The 19,115-nt window shown below is 54.9% G+C and carries 12 protein-coding genes and 1 pseudogene; all 13 read right to left on the bottom strand.

Annotation, left to right across the window (positions count from 1 at the left end; genetic code table 11):
* Positions 1-64: 64 nt before the first annotated feature.
* Positions 65-283, bottom strand: a pseudogene (locus ACLJPQ_RS14805) (hypothetical protein); the annotation flags it as partial.
* A 158-nt stretch (positions 284-441) separates the two neighbouring features.
* Positions 442-6,048 (bottom strand): DUF823/DUF824 repeat adhesin RatA, encoded by a 5,607-nt coding sequence (gene ratA / locus ACLJPQ_RS14810; RefSeq protein ID WP_138010042.1) that lies wholly within the window; start codon positions 6,046-6,048, stop codon positions 442-444.
* 119 nt (positions 6,049-6,167) lie between these two features.
* Positions 6,168-7,133, bottom strand: coding sequence for a SinI family autotransporter-associated protein (locus ACLJPQ_RS14815; protein WP_080184824.1), 966 nt, complete (start codon positions 7,131-7,133; stop codon positions 6,168-6,170).
* A gap of 57 nt (positions 7,134-7,190) precedes the next feature.
* Entirely contained in the window at positions 7,191-9,383 is a 2,193-nt protein-coding gene (sinH, locus tag ACLJPQ_RS14820; protein WP_080184823.1) for an intimin-like inverse autotransporter SinH, read from the bottom strand.
* Positions 9,384-9,728: 345 nt separating this feature from the next.
* Positions 9,729-9,950, bottom strand: coding sequence for a zinc ribbon domain-containing protein (locus ACLJPQ_RS14825; protein WP_000406469.1), 222 nt, complete (start codon positions 9,948-9,950; stop codon positions 9,729-9,731).
* 88 nt (positions 9,951-10,038) lie between these two features.
* Positions 10,039-11,511, bottom strand: a complete 1,473-nt coding sequence (der, locus tag ACLJPQ_RS14830) for a ribosome biogenesis GTPase Der (RefSeq protein ID WP_000249411.1) — start codon at positions 11,509-11,511, stop codon at positions 10,039-10,041.
* Between the two features lie 116 nt (positions 11,512-11,627).
* Complete coding sequence (gene bamB / locus ACLJPQ_RS14835; protein WP_001177072.1) at positions 11,628-12,806, bottom strand: outer membrane protein assembly factor BamB; 1,179 nt, start codon at positions 12,804-12,806, stop codon at positions 11,628-11,630.
* A 10-nt stretch (positions 12,807-12,816) separates the two neighbouring features.
* A complete protein-coding gene (locus ACLJPQ_RS14840; protein ID WP_000409190.1) occupies positions 12,817-13,437 on the bottom strand; it encodes a YfgM family protein in 621 nt (206 codons plus the stop codon).
* Between the two features lie 13 nt (positions 13,438-13,450).
* Positions 13,451-14,725 (bottom strand): histidine--tRNA ligase, encoded by a 1,275-nt coding sequence (gene hisS, locus ACLJPQ_RS14845; RefSeq protein WP_023195324.1) that lies wholly within the window; start codon positions 14,723-14,725, stop codon positions 13,451-13,453.
* A 110-nt stretch (positions 14,726-14,835) separates the two neighbouring features.
* A complete protein-coding gene (ispG, locus tag ACLJPQ_RS14850) occupies positions 14,836-15,954 on the bottom strand; it encodes a flavodoxin-dependent (E)-4-hydroxy-3-methylbut-2-enyl-diphosphate synthase (protein WP_000551804.1) in 1,119 nt (372 codons plus the stop codon).
* Between the two features lie 26 nt (positions 15,955-15,980).
* Positions 15,981-16,985 (bottom strand): cytoskeleton protein RodZ, encoded by a 1,005-nt coding sequence (gene rodZ / locus ACLJPQ_RS14855; protein ID WP_080184822.1) that lies wholly within the window; start codon positions 16,983-16,985, stop codon positions 15,981-15,983.
* A 291-nt stretch (positions 16,986-17,276) separates the two neighbouring features.
* Positions 17,277-18,443 carry a bifunctional tRNA (adenosine(37)-C2)-methyltransferase TrmG/ribosomal RNA large subunit methyltransferase RlmN gene (locus tag ACLJPQ_RS14860; protein ID WP_000003206.1) on the bottom strand — a complete coding sequence of 389 codons (1,167 nt, stop codon included), beginning with the start codon at positions 18,441-18,443 and terminating at the stop codon, positions 17,277-17,279.
* Positions 18,444-18,648: 205 nt separating this feature from the next.
* Positions 18,649-19,080, bottom strand: coding sequence for a nucleoside-diphosphate kinase (gene ndk / locus ACLJPQ_RS14865; protein ID WP_000963846.1), 432 nt, complete (start codon positions 19,078-19,080; stop codon positions 18,649-18,651).
* Positions 19,081-19,115: the final 35 nt, after the last annotated feature.

The following is a 19,115-nucleotide window of genomic DNA, read 5'->3' on the forward strand; positions in this document are numbered from 1 at the left end:
ATGCCGCCGCTCGAGGTTGATTTAGATAAAGAGGGATAGCCCTGCGTCGGCCAGCCTAACGAGCTACAGGATTCGCCGCATCAGAGCGCAACTGAACGCTGCCCTGATATACCGGGATCGTTACACTGTCGGCCTGAGGCGGAGTGCCGTTAATAGCCGCAGTTTGCTCAGTGAGTTCCTGCCATGCGCCGCTGCTTCGCACGGCCTGCGCGAAGAAAGGCGTTAAACTGAGGGCGCATAGCAGCAGCCAGAATAAAAAACCGACACACTTTTTCGATTTCACTGACGTACCTGAGAAAGGTCCATTTCGTTGCAGTTCATTCCGTGAATACAAAAACGTAAAAATGCATCGCTACCGGAACAACGCCAGCCGCAAGGGATACCCAGGTTGGGCGACGCAATGCGTCACCCAACATTCAAAGGCGCTCCCGGCCCCATTCACTACGGCACCCGGCACGAGCCTAAGCCCGAGGTCGTCGATTTTTCACGATTACAGGTTGTCTGGCCGGTCGTTTCGTTAAATGAACAGTAGACCTTATTGCTTTGACCTTCATCTTGCGACACATAATCCCAGGACGATGTCGTCGGCCATTGCAACGTGCTGATAACGCTCTGCAACGCTTTCAGATCGTCCAGCGAGGCCATATTTTCCTGCGATCCGCAAAGATGTGTCAGCGATGTTTCAACGTGCTCGGACTGATAATAATAGTTCGACGCCCAGTATTCGTTAGTCATCAGCCAGGTATACTGGGGCATGGCAGAGAGCTCGGCTTTCAGATACGGGCGGCGCAGCGTAACGCCGTTCACCTGCACGGTATCCGGCATATGACCCCAGTATGACGCATACGGCGTATCCGGGCTGGTTTGTACCGTAAAGATTGCATCCACGCTCGCCGCCTCATCAAATTGATTCGCAAGCGCCGCCGTGACAGACGTTTTTAACCCCGACGATTTATCCTGAGTTAACGTAAACCGCAACTTACCGTCATCGCCAGTGAAGCCAGACCATTTTGTGCTGAGGCCATTCTGGTTATTAAACGCCACTGCCGCACCCGCCGCAGGTGCAACCGGCGTCAGCATCATATTCGCTGGCGAAGTTGTAAACGGAACCGGCTCGCCAATCACGCCGGGATCAATGTATTGCTTATCCACCGCACCGCGCGAATAAGCGTATCCACGCGTCAACAGTACGGCCACCCCGGCCTGCGGCTGCCCGTCGTCGTTAGTCACCGTTACCGTCATCGGTATCGTTTCGCCTTTTTTCGCCACGGCCGCTGATTTATCGGCGTTCCATGCGTCGGAAGAGAGCGCGATATTCAGCCCGCTGCGCGATGTTGTCAGGCAGAGTTGTAAGTAGTAGTTACCCGGGTTTTCCGACATGCTGTAGTTTTTCCCCGTCTTGAGATCTTTATACTGCCAGTAAAGGGTTGAGCCTTTCAGCAGGCTATCGCCAGCCCACCACCGCTTCCCGACGGGCAATCCAATATCGGTCGCCACCTTGCCGCCTGGGTGATCGTTGTACAGCGCCGTGAAATCATCCATCGCAGCCATCTGGTTCATCGGGCACCCACCGTAATTACCGGTATTAAAATTATTCACCATGATCCAGTATTCATTGGTTTCGAAATAGGTATCCGTGTGCGCCTCCGATGAGGGCTCGCCTACCACCAGCGGGCGCTTAAACTCCGCACCGTTGCTGGCGGTGAAGGTCTCCGGCATATGGCCGTACATGTTGGCCTTGTCGCTGTCCGGGCTGGTGAGGACGGTGAACACCACCGGCAGCGATGAGGTCGCCGTCGGCGTATCGTACAGACTCGCGGTCAGCAGGTTTTTCAACCCTATGCCGCCGGGTTCGGCAAGTGTCAGAGTCAGCGTACCGTCCGCGCCGGTGGTGCCGGTCAGAGCCGATGTGGCATAGTAAAACTGTTGCTGCGCACCGGCGAGCGGCGTCACCGTCATGTTGGTGCCGTTAGTGGCTACAAATTTATTATAGTCAGTGTTGCGCGGCGTCCCGGCGTCGCGTTTAAGCGAAAAAGCCGTATAAGGCACCGGGTTGCCCATCGCATCGGTAGTGGTGATGAGCAGCGGGATCGACTCGCTGTTTTTCGCCTTCACCGCCTGAATAGCGTCATCCATCGCCTGCGGGGAGGTGAGGGTGATCTGCGTGGCCTGCGGTATCGGCGTCCTGGCGCAAATTTGGTACTGCCAGGCAATGCTGGGCGAGCTGTTTTCTGACCGACGCGAACCATCAGCCAGATCGACTGCGTAATAGAAGTCAACTTTTGCCCCGCTGGAGAGTGACGTCGAGTTCGATCCGCTCCAGTAAGAATAGTAGACCGGCCAGCCCTGGGCAGTATTTATCGTTCGGTTCGGGTATTTGCTGTAGAGCGAATCCAGCGCCTCAACGGCAGGGTAATAGCCCGCCGCGCAGCGGGCCGGATTTGCCCCTTCACTGGCTGGCCCATGAAAAACCGCCCAGGTTTCGTTGGTTTCTTGCTTAGTCGTAGTATTGTCCGTACTGGCCAGCTCAGCGTACAACAGCGGGCGCTGGTACACCGCACCATCTGCCGCCGTCAGCGACGGCGCCATATGCCCCCACATGCGGGCGACGCCGACATCCGGGCTGGTGACGACGGTAAAGATGGTGTCGATGCTGGCGCTCACGGCGGCATTTTCATACAGCGTCGCGTTAATCGCGGTGCGGGTGCCGTGGGTGTCCGGGCGGGTAACACTAATAATGCGGGTGCCGTCAGGGCCGGTCTGCGACCCCATTTTGGTGGTGGTCCAGGCCAGCGATTCGCCGTCGATCACCACGGGCGTCACGATGCCTTGCAGATCGTCACCGTCCTGGGCGGTATACTTTTCGCCCCGGCGATCGTAACCGTCGCCGCGGGTGAGCACAAACGGCGCTTCCGGGATCGGGTTGCCGCTGGCGTCCTTCACCGTCACCTTGAGCTGTAGGGTATCGCCCTTTTTCACTTTGACTGCATGCACGTCGCTGCCGTCGTACCACAGCGATGGATCGACCGGTTCAATGGTGATGGCGGCTGGTACCGGGTTGTCGCTGGCCAGGCAGCTGGTGTAAATCGAGACGTTGCTGTTGGCAAATTCACTGCCGTTCGCCAGCGCGATCAGTTTCCAGGTGGTGGCGCTCTGGTAGGTGGACGACCAATAGTTAAGATAGACTGGCCAGCCCTGAATGCCGTTAATTTTGCCGCCGCTGTTGGCGTTGTACAGCGCCTCAAGCTGGTCGATGCGCGGCAGGCGGTTCGCCGCGCAGCCGCCCGCATCCGGGTTGCTCGCCGCGTCGGTGTGGGCCACACGCGTCCAGGTCTCATTGCTCTCGTCCTGGGTACGCAGCGGGTTGCTCACTTCACCCGCCAGTTTGGGCCGCTCAAAGGTCCAGTCACCCACGGTAATTGTGTCGGCCATATGGCCCCACATTTTGGCTTTTGCCGTATCCGGGCTGGTGGCGACGGTAAACTTCACGCTGCGGGAAACCGGCGTATTGATGTATGAATCGACGGGCACGATGCTTAACTGCGTCAGCAGCCCCACGCCCTTATCCTGGGTGAGGATAATGGTCGCATCGCCGTTGGCGTCGGTGATCCCCTGATAAACCTGTCCGGCAACGTAGCCGACGCCGTCAAACTGCATCTCGCCGTTGCTGGTATCGGTAAAACCGGTCGTCAGCCCGTCGCGCCGCCTGCCGTTCGCCATGGTGATGGTGAAGTCGGTATTGGCGATCGCCATGCCGTTAAGAGCGTTGCGCGAATGGATGTTCAGCTTAATCTGTTCACCCACTTTGGCGGTCATATCGGCGTTTTTGGTCGCCGGGTCGTCGTTGAAATAGACGTCCAGCACCGCCACCATTTCGTTGGCCGAGCAGGTCAGGTAGTTCGGCGTATCGGTAAATTTGCCGCTATCGCCGTTTTCGAGGTTGACGTGTACCGTCCCGGAGGCGTCATTGTCGGCGGCGATGAAATAATCTTCGGTCGGCCAGCCGTGTTCGCTTTCCATCTGTCCGCTCGGATGCTCGCTGTACAAATGCGCCAGCGACGACTGATCCGGCACCTGGCCGGTACCGCACTGCGCGGTGGCCGACGCCACGGAGTTAAATGTCGCCCACTGTTCGTTGTTTTCGTCGAACTGGCCGTCTTTATGGCTGGCCTCCACCGCCAGCAGCGGGCGTTTGTACAGGTTGCCCGCGTCCACCACGCCGCGCATATGGCCCCACATGTTGGCGCCGTCCACGTCCGGGCTGGTGATTACGGTGAAAATCACGCTAAAGGGCAGCTCGACGTTGCCGCCTTCGTCGTCCGGCATCACGATGCGGATAGGCGTTTCGACCCCCATACCGCTGTCGTGTTTTAACGTCAGATGCGCCTGGCCGTTAACGTCAGTCACGCCGGTATAGTGCTCCGGCGAGGAGGCGCTCATGCCTTCGGAATCGACGGTGACCCGCAGGTTATCCCACGCGTCCTGATGCTCCCCTTTGCGGTTTTTCGCCGGGTCGATAAACAGCTCCATATAACGGTAAGGCAGCGGTTTTTGCGTGTCCCTGTCAACCACTGTCATCACCAGATCAATCGACTCTCCTACCCGCGCTTTATACGGCCCTTGCGGGGAGAGAGTAATCTGCGGGTGCGCCGCAGGCTGGGCTTTATCCACACAGCTGACCAGCAGCGTGTCGCTGTCGGCGGCCCTGGCAACCGACGCGCTGTTCATATGTACGGCAGCGTGGTAGCCGCTCATCTGATCTTTGGTCGACGACCAGTATTCGGCATCGTCCGTCGCCGGCCAGCCGGTGTACGTTGCCAGCGTGCTGTGCTCATGTCGCATCTGCACCAGTTGTTCGGCGTCCGGCAGAATATTGCAATGGTTATCGGCGCCGTTCCAGTCGAACAGCGCCCAGGTTTCGTTGGTATCGACGACGCTTTTGTCAGCGCCGCTCGCTTCCGCCGCCAGCTTCGGGCGGGTGAAGGTGTAGGTTATACCGTTCAGCGTCGCGGTAGCGCTCTCTATCATGTGGCCGTACATACTGGCCTTATCGCTGTCCGGACTGGTGATGGTGGTGAAAATGACGGCGGTTTCAGCCGTAAGCGCCGGGAAGTTGACCGAGCTGACAACCAGCGGCGTTTTGACGCCGGGGCCTTCCTTCTGGGTGACCACCACCGTGGCGTTGCCGTTGGCGTCAGTGACGCCGCGATATTCCGTTTGGGTGGTCGTAAGTTCGGTATCGCCAACGCGAACCGGGTTGGCATTGTTGACCACACCCTGGCGGTTTTCCGCATCTTTACGGCGGATGACAAACGGCGCGTTGCCTTCAGGCGTGCCGTCGCACGCTTTGGTGGTGATGGTGAGGGTGATGCTCTCCCCTACCTTCACTTTTGATGCCTCAAAAGCCGAATCAACGTGATCGCCGCTGACCGTAACCGGCGTGTCGGTGGCTGGTTTAATGTTGAGCGTCACTTTCGGGCTTAACAGCGGAATGGTCGCATAATTCGGCACCCCGGTATTCGTAAAGAGCCACAGCGCGGGAACGTTGGTTTCATCTTCCACCTGCGCCCAGGCCACCAGCTGTCGCCCGGCGAGGTTTTGGGCGCAAAAGGTCAGGTTCGGAACCGGCTGCGGCGAGAGCGGCGTGTCGGGCGTGGCGGCATCGGCCCATACCAGCCCCATGGCGGGCGGCTGGCGGTTTTCCCAGGCGATGGTGGGCGGATCGCTAAAGAGATCGCCTTCGGTATCGGTGGAATTGACCGCCTGCATCGAGGTTGAGGTAGCATCCGCGCTAAAATCGCGCGGCATGGCGCTGAATTCAATATCGTGGGTTTTGCTCGGGTCAAGCAACGTACTGCCCTGATACAGGGGGATAATGGCCCCGTCGGCCAGCGGCGCGGTGCCGTTAACCGCGCCGGTCGTCGAGTTCAGCTCTTGCCAGGTTCCGCCCTTCAATAGCGCCTGCGCAGGCGCGATCGACGCTGCAAACATGACCAGTAATGTCAGTAAGAAATGTACAACTTTATTCACTTGCCGATTCCTGTCCATGAGCGATAGCCACCCGTTTTCATTCTCTGTCGTAATTCAACCCACTTTGCTTAGCGCGCGGCTAAGCAAAGTGCGCGGAAAATACCACTCCCCGCGGGGAGTGGTATGTTGAGGACAACTTATTTGCGTTTGTAGTCGATGGACAAACCAAAGCCCTGGACACCGTCGCTACCCACGGTAACGCCGCCGTCTGCTCCCTCGAACGCCTCTTTCGCTTCGGTGTTGGTAAGAGGGATGACAAGGTCTTTATCGTTCCAGCTTTCGTTGACAATACCGCCGGTACCAGTACCTGCAATTGCGCTTTTGCCGACGAATTTCCAGCGGTAGTCATACTGGTCGGTAACGTTTTCACCGGCATCATAGGTGCCGTTGCCGTTCTTATCGCTCCACAGCAATACCTGATAGGTGGTATTCGTTTTGAGTGTCGTCCCTGTATTCTTCAACAGGTTGGTATTCGAACCTTTCTCATGAATAACCACATGGACGTTGTCATCCACCACCGGACCTTCCGGAATTTCGTCATCATCCGAACCACCGCCCGCATCGGTCGACAGGTCTTTCAACAGCAGTTCGGTTGCTACGGCAGGGTCACCGGTAGTGGTGGTTGGCGTGATTTTGATACCGATATAATGGTCTGCGTCACTCGCCTGAATTTCATAGGTATCGCTACCTTTGGTGCCAATCTCTTCGGGATTGCTACCATTCTGGTCGCTGTATCTCATCCACTGCACCGTCTGTTTCGTGGCGGCGTTGTCGGTGTCGAGGTCGCCTTCCGTATCGCCAATCGCCCAGTTCACCGTGACCTTATCGCCAACGTGGAACTGCTTATCGCCTTCGGTCACAACGGTACGATCGCCGCGATTGACCGTTACCGTTACGTGATCTTTGTCGGTATCAGCAGTTTTATCCGCCGCGCGGGTAATCCACGGCACCGTACCCTGAATGGTGCCCGTCTGTTCAGAGACAATCTGCCACTGCCCCGATTTCAGATTACCGTTCGCCGCCACCGCTGGCGCGGCGCAATATCCGGCAACCACTAATGCTAAAGCGACCTTCGTCAGCCGCCGTTTTACTGTTGCTTGCATTCAGACTCTCCTTTTTCTCCAAATTCAGCGGCTGGCTGGTCAGCCATAACGCTGACGCTATTTCTGGCTATACGTAACGCGTATGCCGTAACCCTGAACGCCATCTTCCTCATTGGCGGCAAACTTCTGCGCCGCCTCTTTATTGGTTACTGGCAGGACAAGATCTTCATTCATGGTGTTGGCCAACGCGCCGGTATGTCCGTTTGTACTCTGCCCGGTAAACTCCCACTGGTAGTCGTACAGCGCCATCTCTTCTTCCGTGAGCTGCTCGGACATCTGAAAAACATTGTCTTTATTTTTGTCGCGCCACAGCAGGAAACGGTAGGTATTATTGACCCTAGGGTGCTTATCTTCTTTGCCGATAAGGTTGACAGGGTTGGCGGCTTTGACCTGATAAATCACCGCATTCAGCGCGCTCAGGTTGTCGCCGATAAAAGTGACGTCAACGTAGTTACTGTCGCCATAGGCGTCTGCTTTCGCCTTCCAGCGGAAAGTGCCTGGCAGGGTGCTGGAAAGCGTCACCGTCCCCGCTTCTTTATCACGACTGGCAATAAACACGCAGGGGGTTTCCGTGGTGCAGGGCGTCTGAGCCAGGGTGACTTTTTTATCATTGCTGTCGTACAACTCAGGCGTCATGGCATCGTCCACCAGTTCGTTACCATTGCGATCCGTGGAGTCGCCAAAGGAATCGGTGATCAGCAGATCCATCACCACGCCGTCTTCGCCATCGGCCAGCGCGCTGGCTTCATGGCTGTGATCGCTGCGATCGGTATCGGCAATGTTGTCGACGATCAGCTCAATTTTGCGATCCTGCTGGACGGTGATTTCCACCACGCCAGAGTTCTGCTTATTGCCCTTTTCGTCTTCCAGCGTCATGCGTACTTTCCAGGTGTTCAGGGCGGTGCGCTGCTCTTCGGTATCGGCATTAACCCAGGCAGGAAGCACCAGATTCCAGCTGTTATTGTTGCCTTCGGTTAACGCATTCGCTTTTACCACCGGCATCACCAGCGTACGGGCGGCGTTGTTTTTCGCCTGCCAGGAAGCAGAAATAATTTTGTAATGGTGGTTAATCAGCGCGTTGACCGTCCACTTACATTTCTCCAGACCCACCGCGGCCTCAGGCGTATCTTCAATCACGCATTCCGGGTGTTCGTTGGTGGCGTCAGCCTTCAGCCACAGCGTGACGTCCAGCGGATCTTTCTCGCGATATTCGAGAATGATGAAATTGTTACGATCGACAAAATCGGTGCGGCTACCCATTAAGGAGTGCTGAATTTTAACGTTTTCCGGATCGAGCTGCGCCGCCAGCGGCGTGCCTATCTGGTAGTTCACGGTCGCGTTAACGCTAAAATCGTTACTATCGCCAGTACCGGCTTTGTAATCCGTACCAACCGTGACCAGCGGTACCGGCGTATATTCCAGCCCCAAAGTGACGGCATGAGGATCTTTTTGCAGATTATCGGTGCCAAACAGCGCTACTTCATCGCCGTAGTACTGTTCGTAAACTAATTTAGCGCCAAGCTGCGGATAAAACGGCAGCCAGCTTTCCATGCGGATATCCCAGCCGCGCGCGGGTCGTTCTTCATAAAAGTCGAAATCTTCGGAGTCTTTCCAGTCAGAAAGAGGATGGTAATAGTTGCCGGAGAATTTCAGGTAATCTGTCCAGGCTTCGGTTCCCAGACCTAATCGACGGTGACCGCGCGTAAAATCGTAGTCATAGAATGCGTTGCCGCCAAGCAGCCAGTTGCCGACGTTCTGGCGCACGCCAAGCCCAAAGTTACCAATGGTGCGATCTTCCTTACGCTGAGCCGAAATCTGGCTAAAGAAAAGCGTGCTCTGATTGTCATACCAGGGAATAAAATAATCCAGCGAACTGCCGTCCAGATCGCCGCCTTCGCCCACGGTGAGGCTGGTACGGATCTTGCCATAAGGTGACATTACGCCTTCAAGATATGACTGTGCTGAGGAAGTAATTTGGTTTTGCAAATAGCTACGCGCCTGGGATTCCAGCGCTTCCGGGGTGAGATTATCAAAGCCCTGGGTGGCGGAATTAATAAAGTAGTCAGCGCCCTGTTCTTTAAAGGACTTTCCTTTATTTTCCTGTTCTTCTTTTTTGGCGGATTCGCTGGCTAAATCAGGCAAGGAGGAGTGGCTTTCATCATTTGCAGATACAGAGTTATCTGCGCCGGAAGCCGCAACCGATACTCCAGACACTAATAGCAAAACCAGAATGCGAATCCTTCGCACCATATGATATCCCTGTCGTTAAATAAACACGCCTCGATGAAAAGATATTATATGGATGATTCAGATGGAATCATAACTAACAGACCTAAATATATTCCTAAAAAGAAAAGTTTAATATGAAACAGACTTATAATATTGATATAATAAATAAAAAGAAGGCTGTTATTTATTTCTAATATTAATTTTTGGGAATAATATTCTCTATAAATAATTGAATCAATAAAAAGAATAAAATAGCCGCCGGGCAGGATACTATGCTGATATTACGGGAGTATCGAATAACGCTTTTGCCCTTAGCCGGATAAGACGTCGGCGCCTCTGCTCTGCGGCGCAACGTCGACAGCGGTTTTATTGATCGGAAATGACGAAGTTAACCCGTTTTTTTGAAATTAAACCATGGCCGTTCTGGCAAAAATAGTCCACTGCGCCGCAGGCTTTCAACACCTGTAACGGCTGGCGGCAGTCAGGACACATTGCCTGTAACGAGAAATCTTTAGCGCATGTCTCGCAATGCGCAGTATCGCCATTGCGCTCCAGCGCGTGATGGCAAACGGGGCAGGTTATTTCCATAACATTCTCCTCAGGCGCGTGACTCACTTTTACTTGAAAGGCCTGATAGCGCAGCGCTTGTCAGGCCTGGAATATTACTGAAAAAGCATTACTTGCTTTTTTTGATATGTTTCATCAGACGCTTACGTTTGCGCATTTGCGTTGGCGTCAGTGTGTTACGCTTGTTCGCATACGGGTTCTCCCCTTCTTTAAACTGAATGCGAATCGGCGTCCCCATCACTTCCAACGACTTGCGGAAGTAGTTCATCAGATAGCGCTTATAGGAGTCTGGCAGATCTTTTACCTGGTTGCCGTGAATAACCACAATCGGCGGGTTATAGCCGCCAGCGTGGGCATATTTCAGTTTCACACGGCGACCGCGCACCAGCGGCGGCTGATGATCTTCCACCGCCATCGTCATGATACGGGTCAGCATCGCAGTGCTCACCCGGCGAGTGGAGCTGTCGTAAGCCTCGCGTACGGACTCAAACAGGTTGCCGACGCCGCTGCCATGTAGCGCAGAGATAAAATGAACGCGGGCAAAGTCAATAAAGCCCAGACGGAAATCCAGCGTCTCTTTCACCTGCTCTTTGACTTCCTGGCTCAGGCCATCCCATTTGTTGACTACGATAACGAGTGAGCGCCCACTATTGAGGATAAAGCCCAGCAGAGACAAATCCTGGTCGGAGATCCCCTCGCGCGCATCGATAACCAACAGTACGACGTTAGCGTCTTCAATCGCCTGCAATGTTTTAATCACCGAGAACTTTTCTACCGCATCGGTGATTTTTCCGCGCTTACGCACCCCCGCCGTGTCAATCAGCACATATTCCCGTTCGTCGCGTTCCATCGGGATATAAATGCTGTCGCGAGTGGTGCCCGGCATGTCGTATACCACCACGCGCTCTTCACCGAGAATACGGTTAGTGAGTGTGGACTTACCTACGTTCGGGCGACCGACAATCGCCAGCTTGATCGGCAGGCTTTGCGGGTCAAAATCATCTTCCGGCGCTTCTTCGCCATTTTGTTCCGCCTCAAACTGTGCCCAGTATTCCGCGTCTTCATCCACCTCTTCCTGCGGCGCGACATCATCCATCCACGGCAGAAGCACATGTTCCAGCAGGCTCAATACGCCGCGACCATGTGAGGCGGCGATAGGGTAAATTTCGCCTAATCCCAGCGAGTAAAAATCGACAACCGCCTGATCGGGATCGAGACCATCCGTTTTATTCGCCACCAGGAAGGTCGGTTTTTCACGGGAACGCAGATGTTTGGCAATCGCTTCATCCGCCGGCATCAGGCCAGCGCGCGCATCTACCATGAATAACACTACATCCGCTTCTTCAATCGCCAGCAGCGACTGTTCCGCCATCCGCGTTTCGACGCCGTCTTCGGTGCCGTCAATACCGCCGGTGTCGATACAGATAAACTCGCGGCCTTCAACTTCCGCACGACCGTACTTACGGTCACGAGTCAGACCCGGGAAATCCGCAACCAGCGCATCTCGGGTGCGGGTCAGACGGTTAAATAGCGTGGATTTTCCGACGTTAGGGCGCCCGACAAGCGCGACCACAGGTACCATGTTTAAAGCCTCATTAAAAAAATCATCAGACAACGCGCGCATTTTGCGCCATTGTTAAAAACAGGAAAACGGCCCCTACACCAGGAGCCGTTTTTTAAAACGCACAACCGTGACGATTAACGCGTAATCGCGTAGACCGTACCGTCTTTGGCCTGGATGAGCAGTTTACCATCCGCCACCGTCGGTTCGGTCAGGAAACCGGAACTGTCTACTTTTTGTTGGGCCACAAAACGCCCGTCATCAACATTTATCCAGTGCAGATAACCTTCGCTATCGCCGACGACTAAATCACCATTATACAGCACCGGGGAGGTCAGCAAACGGTGCAGCAGATCGCTTTGCGTCCACAGCGTTACGCCGCCGTCAGTGGTCAGCGCCAGCACGCGATCGTTCTGATCGACCAGGTAGATACGGTCGCCGTCGACGATAAAGTCATTGACCGAACCCAGCTCGCGTTTCCACATAATCTGACCACTGCGCAGATCCAGTGCCGTTAAGTTACCATTATACGCCAACGCGTAAACGACACCGTTTACCACAACCGGCGTGGTATCAACGTCGCTCAGACGGTCAATTTCCGTTGGGCCAGTGGCCTGGGAGATACGCTGTTGCCAAATCATCTGGCCTTGTTGCATCAACACGGCGCTGACGCGGCCATTATCACCACCAACAATAGCCGCGCCGAACGCGGTTGCCGGCGCAGATTCGCCGCGCAGCGACAGCGAAGGCATATCCAGGTTCACCGTCCATTTAATAGCGCCATCCGCCTGATTTAGCGCCTGCAACTGACCGTTGCTGGTATGGATAAGGACGATTCCATCACTGACAACCGGGCGAGACAACGCTTCGCCTGCGACCTTCGTCTGCCATGCTGTGGTGCCGTCGCTGGTATTCAGCGCATAAACCTCGGCCTTTTCACTGCCGATATAGACGTGACCGCCCGCGACCGTGACGCCGCCGGACAACAGCGCGGACGAACGAGAGAACCAGCCGTCTTTTTCGCCCAGATTCACAGACCAGATCTCTTTGCCATCATCCGCATTGAGCGCTTTTACCACGCCCGCGCGATCGGCTGCATAGACCACGTTATCTGCCATTACCGGATGAAGGTTAGAATAAAATTCGCCAATTCCGTTACCGACAGAGGTGCTCCAGACAGTGGTCGGGGTAAACTGGTTTTCAACCTGCGGTAATGGAGACATCTTGACGACATCTTCTTCGCCGCTAAACAGTGAACAGCCGCTGAGCAGGGTAACGGAAAGCAACCCTGGCAGAAGTAATTTACGCAATTGCATCGGGTCCCTCTCAGATGGACAAATTATTGATTTTCATCTGCATCATTTCGCTCAACGCCGGAGAAGCATCGCTATTGACGCCCGCTTCCCATGCGCTGCGCGCGCCTTTTTTATCACCCTTACTCAGCAACGCTTCGCCGCGCAAATCAGCGACAATGGCCGTCCATCCTTCGCCTTTAACGGCATCCAGAGTTTTCAGCGCGGCGTCAGCTTGCTTAAGCTGCAACTGAACGCGAGCGAGACGCAGATTAATCACCGCTTTGAGATTTTCATCGCTGGTGGCCGCCAACCCCTGCTGCAACTGGGCTTCGGCTTTTTTAAGTTCATTCTTATCCACAAACTGCTGCGCCAGTTCCATAGACGCCAGCGCACCATAGGTATTTTTATTCTCAGCCGCGAATTTTTCAGCGGCGGGAATGCTATCCGGCTTATCGGCGCTTACCGCCGTCACCGCATTTTGATACGCCAGAGAAGCAGCACGCGCGGACTCCGTCTGATGGCTGCTCCAGTAACGCCAGCCAACCAGCGCGCCAACCCCTAAAATCACTCCGACAGCCAGCGCTTTGCCGTTTTCGGCAAAGAAGCGTTTAATCGCATCCACCTGGTCGTGTTCGTTCTCGTAAATTTCCACGCTGTCCTTCTCCTTAGCCCAATAAAGTGCGCAAATGCGCGGCGACGCTGTCCTGCGCCACTGCCGTTTGCTCACCGGAGCGCAAATCCTTCACTACAACAGTCCCATCGGCGACTTCAGATTCGCCAAGAACCAGTGCAATACGGGCGCCCCACTTATCGGCGCGGGCAAACTGTTTCTTAAAGTTGCCGCCGCCGTGGTTTGTCATTAGCTTCACGCCTGGCATTTCATCGCGCAGCCGCTCCGCCAGCGTCATTGCCGCAGACTGCGTTTGTGCGCCGGCAGCTACCAGGTATATATCGACAACAGGAGAGGCAATAAATTCCGGATTAACTGCCTGAACTAACAAAACAAGTCGTTCCAGGCCCATCGCAAAGCCCACTGCCGGGGTAGCGCGACCGCCCAGTTGTTCCACCAGACCGTCATAACGACCACCCGCACAGACGGTGCCTTGTGACCCCAGACTGTTTGTTACCCATTCAAATACGGTGCGGTTGTAGTAATCCAGACCGCGTACCAGACGCTGGTTGACGGTGTAGGCAATCCCCGCCGCGTCCAGCAATTTACACAGGCCGGAAAAGTGCTCGCGTGAATCGTCATCGAGATAGTCGCCGAGAGCGGGCGCGTCGTTGAGCAGCGCCTGCACGTCCGGATTTTTTGAATCCAGCACGCGCAGCGGATTGGTATACATACGGCGTTTGCAGTCTTCGTCCAGCGTCTCTTGATGCTGTTCGAGGAACGCGACCAGCGCATCGCGATAGTTCGCACGCGCCTCTAATGAACCAATAGAGTTCAGCTCCAGGCTAACGTGGTCAGCGATGCCCAGCGCGCGCCACCAGCGTGCGGTCAGCATAATCAGCTCCGCGTCAATATCCGGGCCTTGTAAGCCGAAGACTTCGGCGCCTAGCTGATGGAACTGACGGTAGCGGCCTTTTTGCGGACGCTCATGACGGAACATCGGGCCGATATACCACAAACGCTGTTCCTGATTGTACAGGAGACCATGTTCGATGCCGGCGCGTACACAGCCCGCCGTACCTTCAGGGCGCAATGTCAGGCTATCGCCGTTGCGATCCTCAAAGGTGTACATCTCTTTTTCAACCACGTCAGTAACTTCACCGATCGCGCGTTTGAATAACGGGGTCTGCTCTACAATCGGCAAGCGGATTTCACTGTAACCGTAGCTGCCGAGCACGTTTTTGAGTGTGCCTTCAATGCGCTGCCAGATGGCGGTTTCGCCAGGCAGATAATCGTTCATGCCGCGAATGGCTTGAATGTTTTTTGCCACGTTTATTCTCTTTCTGAATATAAAAATGAACCCTCAGCGCTTCCCCGAACGAACCGGGAGCCATGCGGGTTCAATCATACACGGGAAGCGCGCCGCTTCCCATCACGTTCTTATTTTTCAACCTGCAGCACGTCAATCCGACGCGCTTCATCAAGTTGACTTGCTTTCGCGCGAATACGGGATTCAAGCTGCGCGATCATATCGTCGTTATCGAGTCTGTCCTTACGCACGCCGTCTTCATACAGGCCGCTTTTCTTATTGCCGCCCGTCACGCCCAGCGTCGATACCAGCGCTTCGCCCGGTCCGTTCACTACGCAACCGATGATCGAGACGTCCATCGGGGTGATGATATCTTCCAGACGCTGCTCCAGCGCGTTCACCGTGCCGATAACGTCGAACTCCTGGCGAGAACAGGTCGGGCAGGCGATGAAATTGATGCCGCGCGCGCGAATGCGCAGCGACTTCAGGATATCGAAACCGACTTTGATCTCTTCCACCGGGTCGGCCGCCAACGATACGCGCAGCGTGTCGCCGATGCCTTCCGATAACAGCAGACCTAAACCGATCGCCGACTTGACCGCCCCGCTACGCGCGCCGCCCGCTTCGGTGATCCCCAGATGCAGCGGCTGATCGATCTGTTTAGCCAACAAACGATAAGACTCAACGGCAAGGAATACATCGGACGCTTTTACGCTCACTTTGAACTGATCAAAGTTGAGACGATCGAGATGATCGACATGGCGCATGGCTGATTCCAGCAGCGCCTGCGGCGTCGGCTCACCGTATTTTTCCTGCAGATCTTTTTCCAGCGATCCGGCATTTACGCCGATACGAATAGGGATGTTTTTGTCTCGCGCGCAGTCCACCACCATGCGAATGCGTTCTTCGTTACCGATATTGCCGGGGTTGATACGCAAGCAGTCAACGCCGTATTCCGCTACTTTCAGCGCAATGCGGTAGTCGAAGTGAATATCGGCAACCAGCGGGACGTTAACCTGCTGTTTGATAAGCTTGAACGCTTCGGCGGCGTCCATGGTCGGTACAGAAACACGAACAATATCTGCGCCAACGCGCTCCAGCGCTTTGATCTGATTAACCGTCGCTTCCACGTCAGTGGTACGCGTGTTAGTCATCGACTGGACGGCGATAGGGGCGCCATCGCCAATCGGCACATTCCCAACGTAAATACGTGTCGATTTTCTACGTTGAATCGGAGCCTGGTTATGCATGAAAAATCTCCCGCGTTACCCGTCTGTTACTGCGCCGGTGTCGGTTCGGCATTAAGGGTCAGACGCGCAACCTGATTAGTTCTGATAAAGCGGCTCAGATCGACAGGTTTTCCTTGATACTGGATCTGCACCGCGGCCGGCGCGCCAATTTTAAGTTTATAAGGCGCCTGACCGGTTAGGTTTAAATTACCATCTTTACGCTGCATACCGCTAAACAGCTTCTTACCTGTGGCGTCAGTGACTTCGAGCCAGCAGTCAGCGGTAAAATTCATCACCAGCGCGTTCGGATCGGCAGCAGGCGCCGCTACGCCAGCCTGACTGGTCGGCAGCGCGGACGGCGTCTCCGTTGCCGCTGGCGCGGCAGATGTCGCAACCGTATCGACATTCGCCTGCGAAGGCGCGACTACCGTATTTTGCGTCGCCGCCGCCGTTGGCGCTGGCGTTTGCGTCGCCGCCGTCGAATCAACCGGCGTCGCAGGCGCCGGAGCCGTTTGCGCTGGCGTCGTATCCTGGCTTGTCGCGGCACCGGTGTCCAGCGGTACGCTTTGGCCGCTGTCCTTATCTGCGTTCAGTTCAGCCGTGCTTTGATCGGCCATTGTCGTGATCTCTTCCTGCTGCGCCTTATGGTTCTGCCACCACCAGGCGCCGGTCAGCCCTACGACCACAAACAGTACCAGCCAGGTAAAAGACATTAACCAGCCGTCGCGTTTTTTACGACGCTTTCCTAATGAGAAACTCTGCATCGGGGCGACTTTGGCGGCGCGCAGCGGGGCCTGCTTTTCCAGCCCCGGCAGCAGTTCCTCTTCTGGAACATGCACCAGACGCGCATATGAGCGGATATATCCGCGCAGGAAGGTTGAAGCAAGATCGGACGGCGCCTTATCTTCTTCAATATCGCGTACCGTAGAAACCTTCAGGCAAAGTCGCTCAGCGACAGCCTGCTGGCTGAGTCCGAGTTGTTCACGGGCATTGCGCAGACGAACGCCGGTGGTTTGTGCTTCATTTTGGTCGTGCGTGGCTTCAGTATTCATTCGCTACAGCTACAGGTACGTGTAAATTAGGATTCAGGCGCCGACGAGCCGTAATGCCCGCCCACACCGCGAAACATCAGGTTAGTTAACCTTAGTCAGACAGTATAAGCCTGTCAGGCCGCAGATGACAAAACCGCTAAGACACAAGGCTAAACTCTTGTTGCACCATTACATACTGCCTTAAAGTCGACAAAAACGCACCGTTATTATTGACCAGACAAGTACAACGCCAGACATTATTCAACTGACATTGCGCCACGGTATAATGAATGCCCCGTAGCGCAACTGCTATCAAATAGCCTTGATGTCAATCACCTCTCCCTGCATACGCTTACGCAGGGTACGTTTGGTACGGTCAATCACATCGCCAGCCAACTGTCCGCATGCCGCATCAATGTCATCGCCACGCGTCTTGCGTACGATGGTCGTGAAACCATAACTCATCAAAACCTTAGAAAAGCGATCGATACGGCTGTTAGAGCTGCGGCCATACGGCGCGCCAGGGAACGGGTTCCACGGAATCAGATTAATCTTACAAGGCGTCTCTTTTAGTAGCTCCGCCAGTTGATGCGCGTGTTCAGTGCCGTCGTTAACGTGGTCAAGCATCACGTATTCAATCGTCACGCGCCCCTGATTGGCGTTGGATTTCTCCAGATAGCGGCGAACCGCGCCCAGGAACGTTTCGATATTGTATTTTTTGTTGATCGGGACGATTTCGTCGCGAATAGTGTCATTCGGCGCATGTAAGGAGATAGCCAGCGCGACATCTATCATATCGCCCAGTTTATCCAGCGCAGGCACCACGCCGGACGTTGAGAGCGTGACACGACGTTTGGACAGGCCGAAACCAAAGTCATCGAGCATAATTTCCATCGCCGGTACGACATTGGTCAGGTTAAGCAATGGCTCGCCCATCCCCATCATGACCACGTTGGTGATCGGACGCTGGCCGGTGACTTTGGCCGCGCCGACGATTTTCGCCGCACGCCAGACCTGACCGATAATTTCCGATACGCGCAGGTTGCGGTTAAAGCCCTGCTGCGCAGTTGAACAAAACTTGCACTCCAGCGCGCATCCTACCTGTGAAGAGACACACAGCGTAGCGCGGTCGTCCTCCGGGATATAGACCGTTTCAACGCGCTGATCGCCGACAGCAATCGCCCACTTGATGGTGCCGTCTGAGGAACGCTGCTCTTCAACGACCTCCGGCGCGCGGATTTCCGCGACCTCTTTTAATTTGCCGCGCAACACTTTGTTGATGTCGGTCATCTCATCAAAATTATCGCAGCAATAGTGATACATCCATTTCATCACCTGATCGGCGCGGAAAGGCTTTTCACCTAAGTTTTTAAAAAACTCGCGCATCTGCTGACGGTTGAGATCCAGCAGGTTGATTTTTGTTTCGTTGTTAAGAACTACCGGGGTACTGCTTTCAGGTGTGACAATTTGTTCAGACATATGCTATTCCGGCCTCGTTATTACACGTTATGGCCCCTGGAGGGTTGAAAAAGAAACGCCCCGGTAAGCTTACTGCTCGTCCGGGGGCGCTGCATTGTACAAATTCTGGCGTAAGGATTCCACGTCTGCACGCGGCATTAGCAAAAATAATATTTGAACCGATAATTTATCGCCAACGCATTTGCAGCGTGAAAGACGAAGGAGATTAACGGGTGCGCGGGCACACTTCGCCTTCACCGAAGAAAAAGGCGATTTCGCGCTGCGCGGATTCCAGCGAATCCGAACCGTGGGTGCCGTTTTCAGTTAAGCTATCAGCGTAGTCGGCGCGCAGCGTACCCGCCAACGCGTTCGCCGGATTGGTGGCGCCAAGCAGATCGCGGTGACGCTGTACCGCATTTTCGCTTTCCAGCACGGATACCACGATAGGGCCAGAGGTCATGAACTCCACCAGACCGTCAAAGAACGGCTTGCCGTCGTGCTCAGCATAGAAGCCGCGCGCCTGCTCAACGGTCAGGTGCAGCATTTTAGTGCCAACAATTTTGAACCCTGCAGCTTCAAAGCGCGCAAAGATGCTGCCAATAACGTTTTTTGCCACCGCGTTGGGTTTAATGATGGAAAAAGTCCGTTCAATAGCCATGTTTACCTCTGAAATATGTTCTGTTGTTATGTCAG

Origin of the sequence: Salmonella sp. SAL04213 (assembly GCF_046550535.1) — a bacterium.
GTDB classification, from domain to species: Bacteria; Pseudomonadota; Gammaproteobacteria; order Enterobacterales; family Enterobacteriaceae; genus Salmonella; species Salmonella enterica.

Coding starts and splice junctions, on each gene's coding strand:
- bamB (WP_001177072.1), bottom strand. CDS start 12,806: ATGCAATTGCGTAAATTACTTCTGCCAGGGTTGCTTTCCGTTACCCTG.
- sinH (WP_080184823.1), bottom strand. CDS start 9,383: ATGGTGCGAAGGATTCGCATTCTGGTTTTGCTATTAGTGTCTGGAGTA.
- ACLJPQ_RS14825 (WP_000406469.1), bottom strand. CDS start 9,950: ATGGAAATAACCTGCCCCGTTTGCCATCACGCGCTGGAGCGCAATGGC.
- ACLJPQ_RS14860 (WP_000003206.1), bottom strand. CDS start 18,443: ATGTCTGAACAAATTGTCACACCTGAAAGCAGTACCCCGGTAGTTCTT.
- rodZ (WP_080184822.1), bottom strand. CDS start 16,985: ATGAATACTGAAGCCACGCACGACCAAAATGAAGCACAAACCACCGGC.
- ratA (WP_138010042.1), bottom strand. CDS start 6,048: ATGGACAGGAATCGGCAAGTGAATAAAGTTGTACATTTCTTACTGACA.
- ispG (WP_000551804.1), bottom strand. CDS start 15,954: ATGCATAACCAGGCTCCGATTCAACGTAGAAAATCGACACGTATTTAC.
- der (WP_000249411.1), bottom strand. CDS start 11,511: ATGGTACCTGTGGTCGCGCTTGTCGGGCGCCCTAACGTCGGAAAATCC.
- ndk (WP_000963846.1), bottom strand. CDS start 19,080: ATGGCTATTGAACGGACTTTTTCCATCATTAAACCCAACGCGGTGGCA.
- ACLJPQ_RS14815 (WP_080184824.1), bottom strand. CDS start 7,133: ATGCAAGCAACAGTAAAACGGCGGCTGACGAAGGTCGCTTTAGCATTA.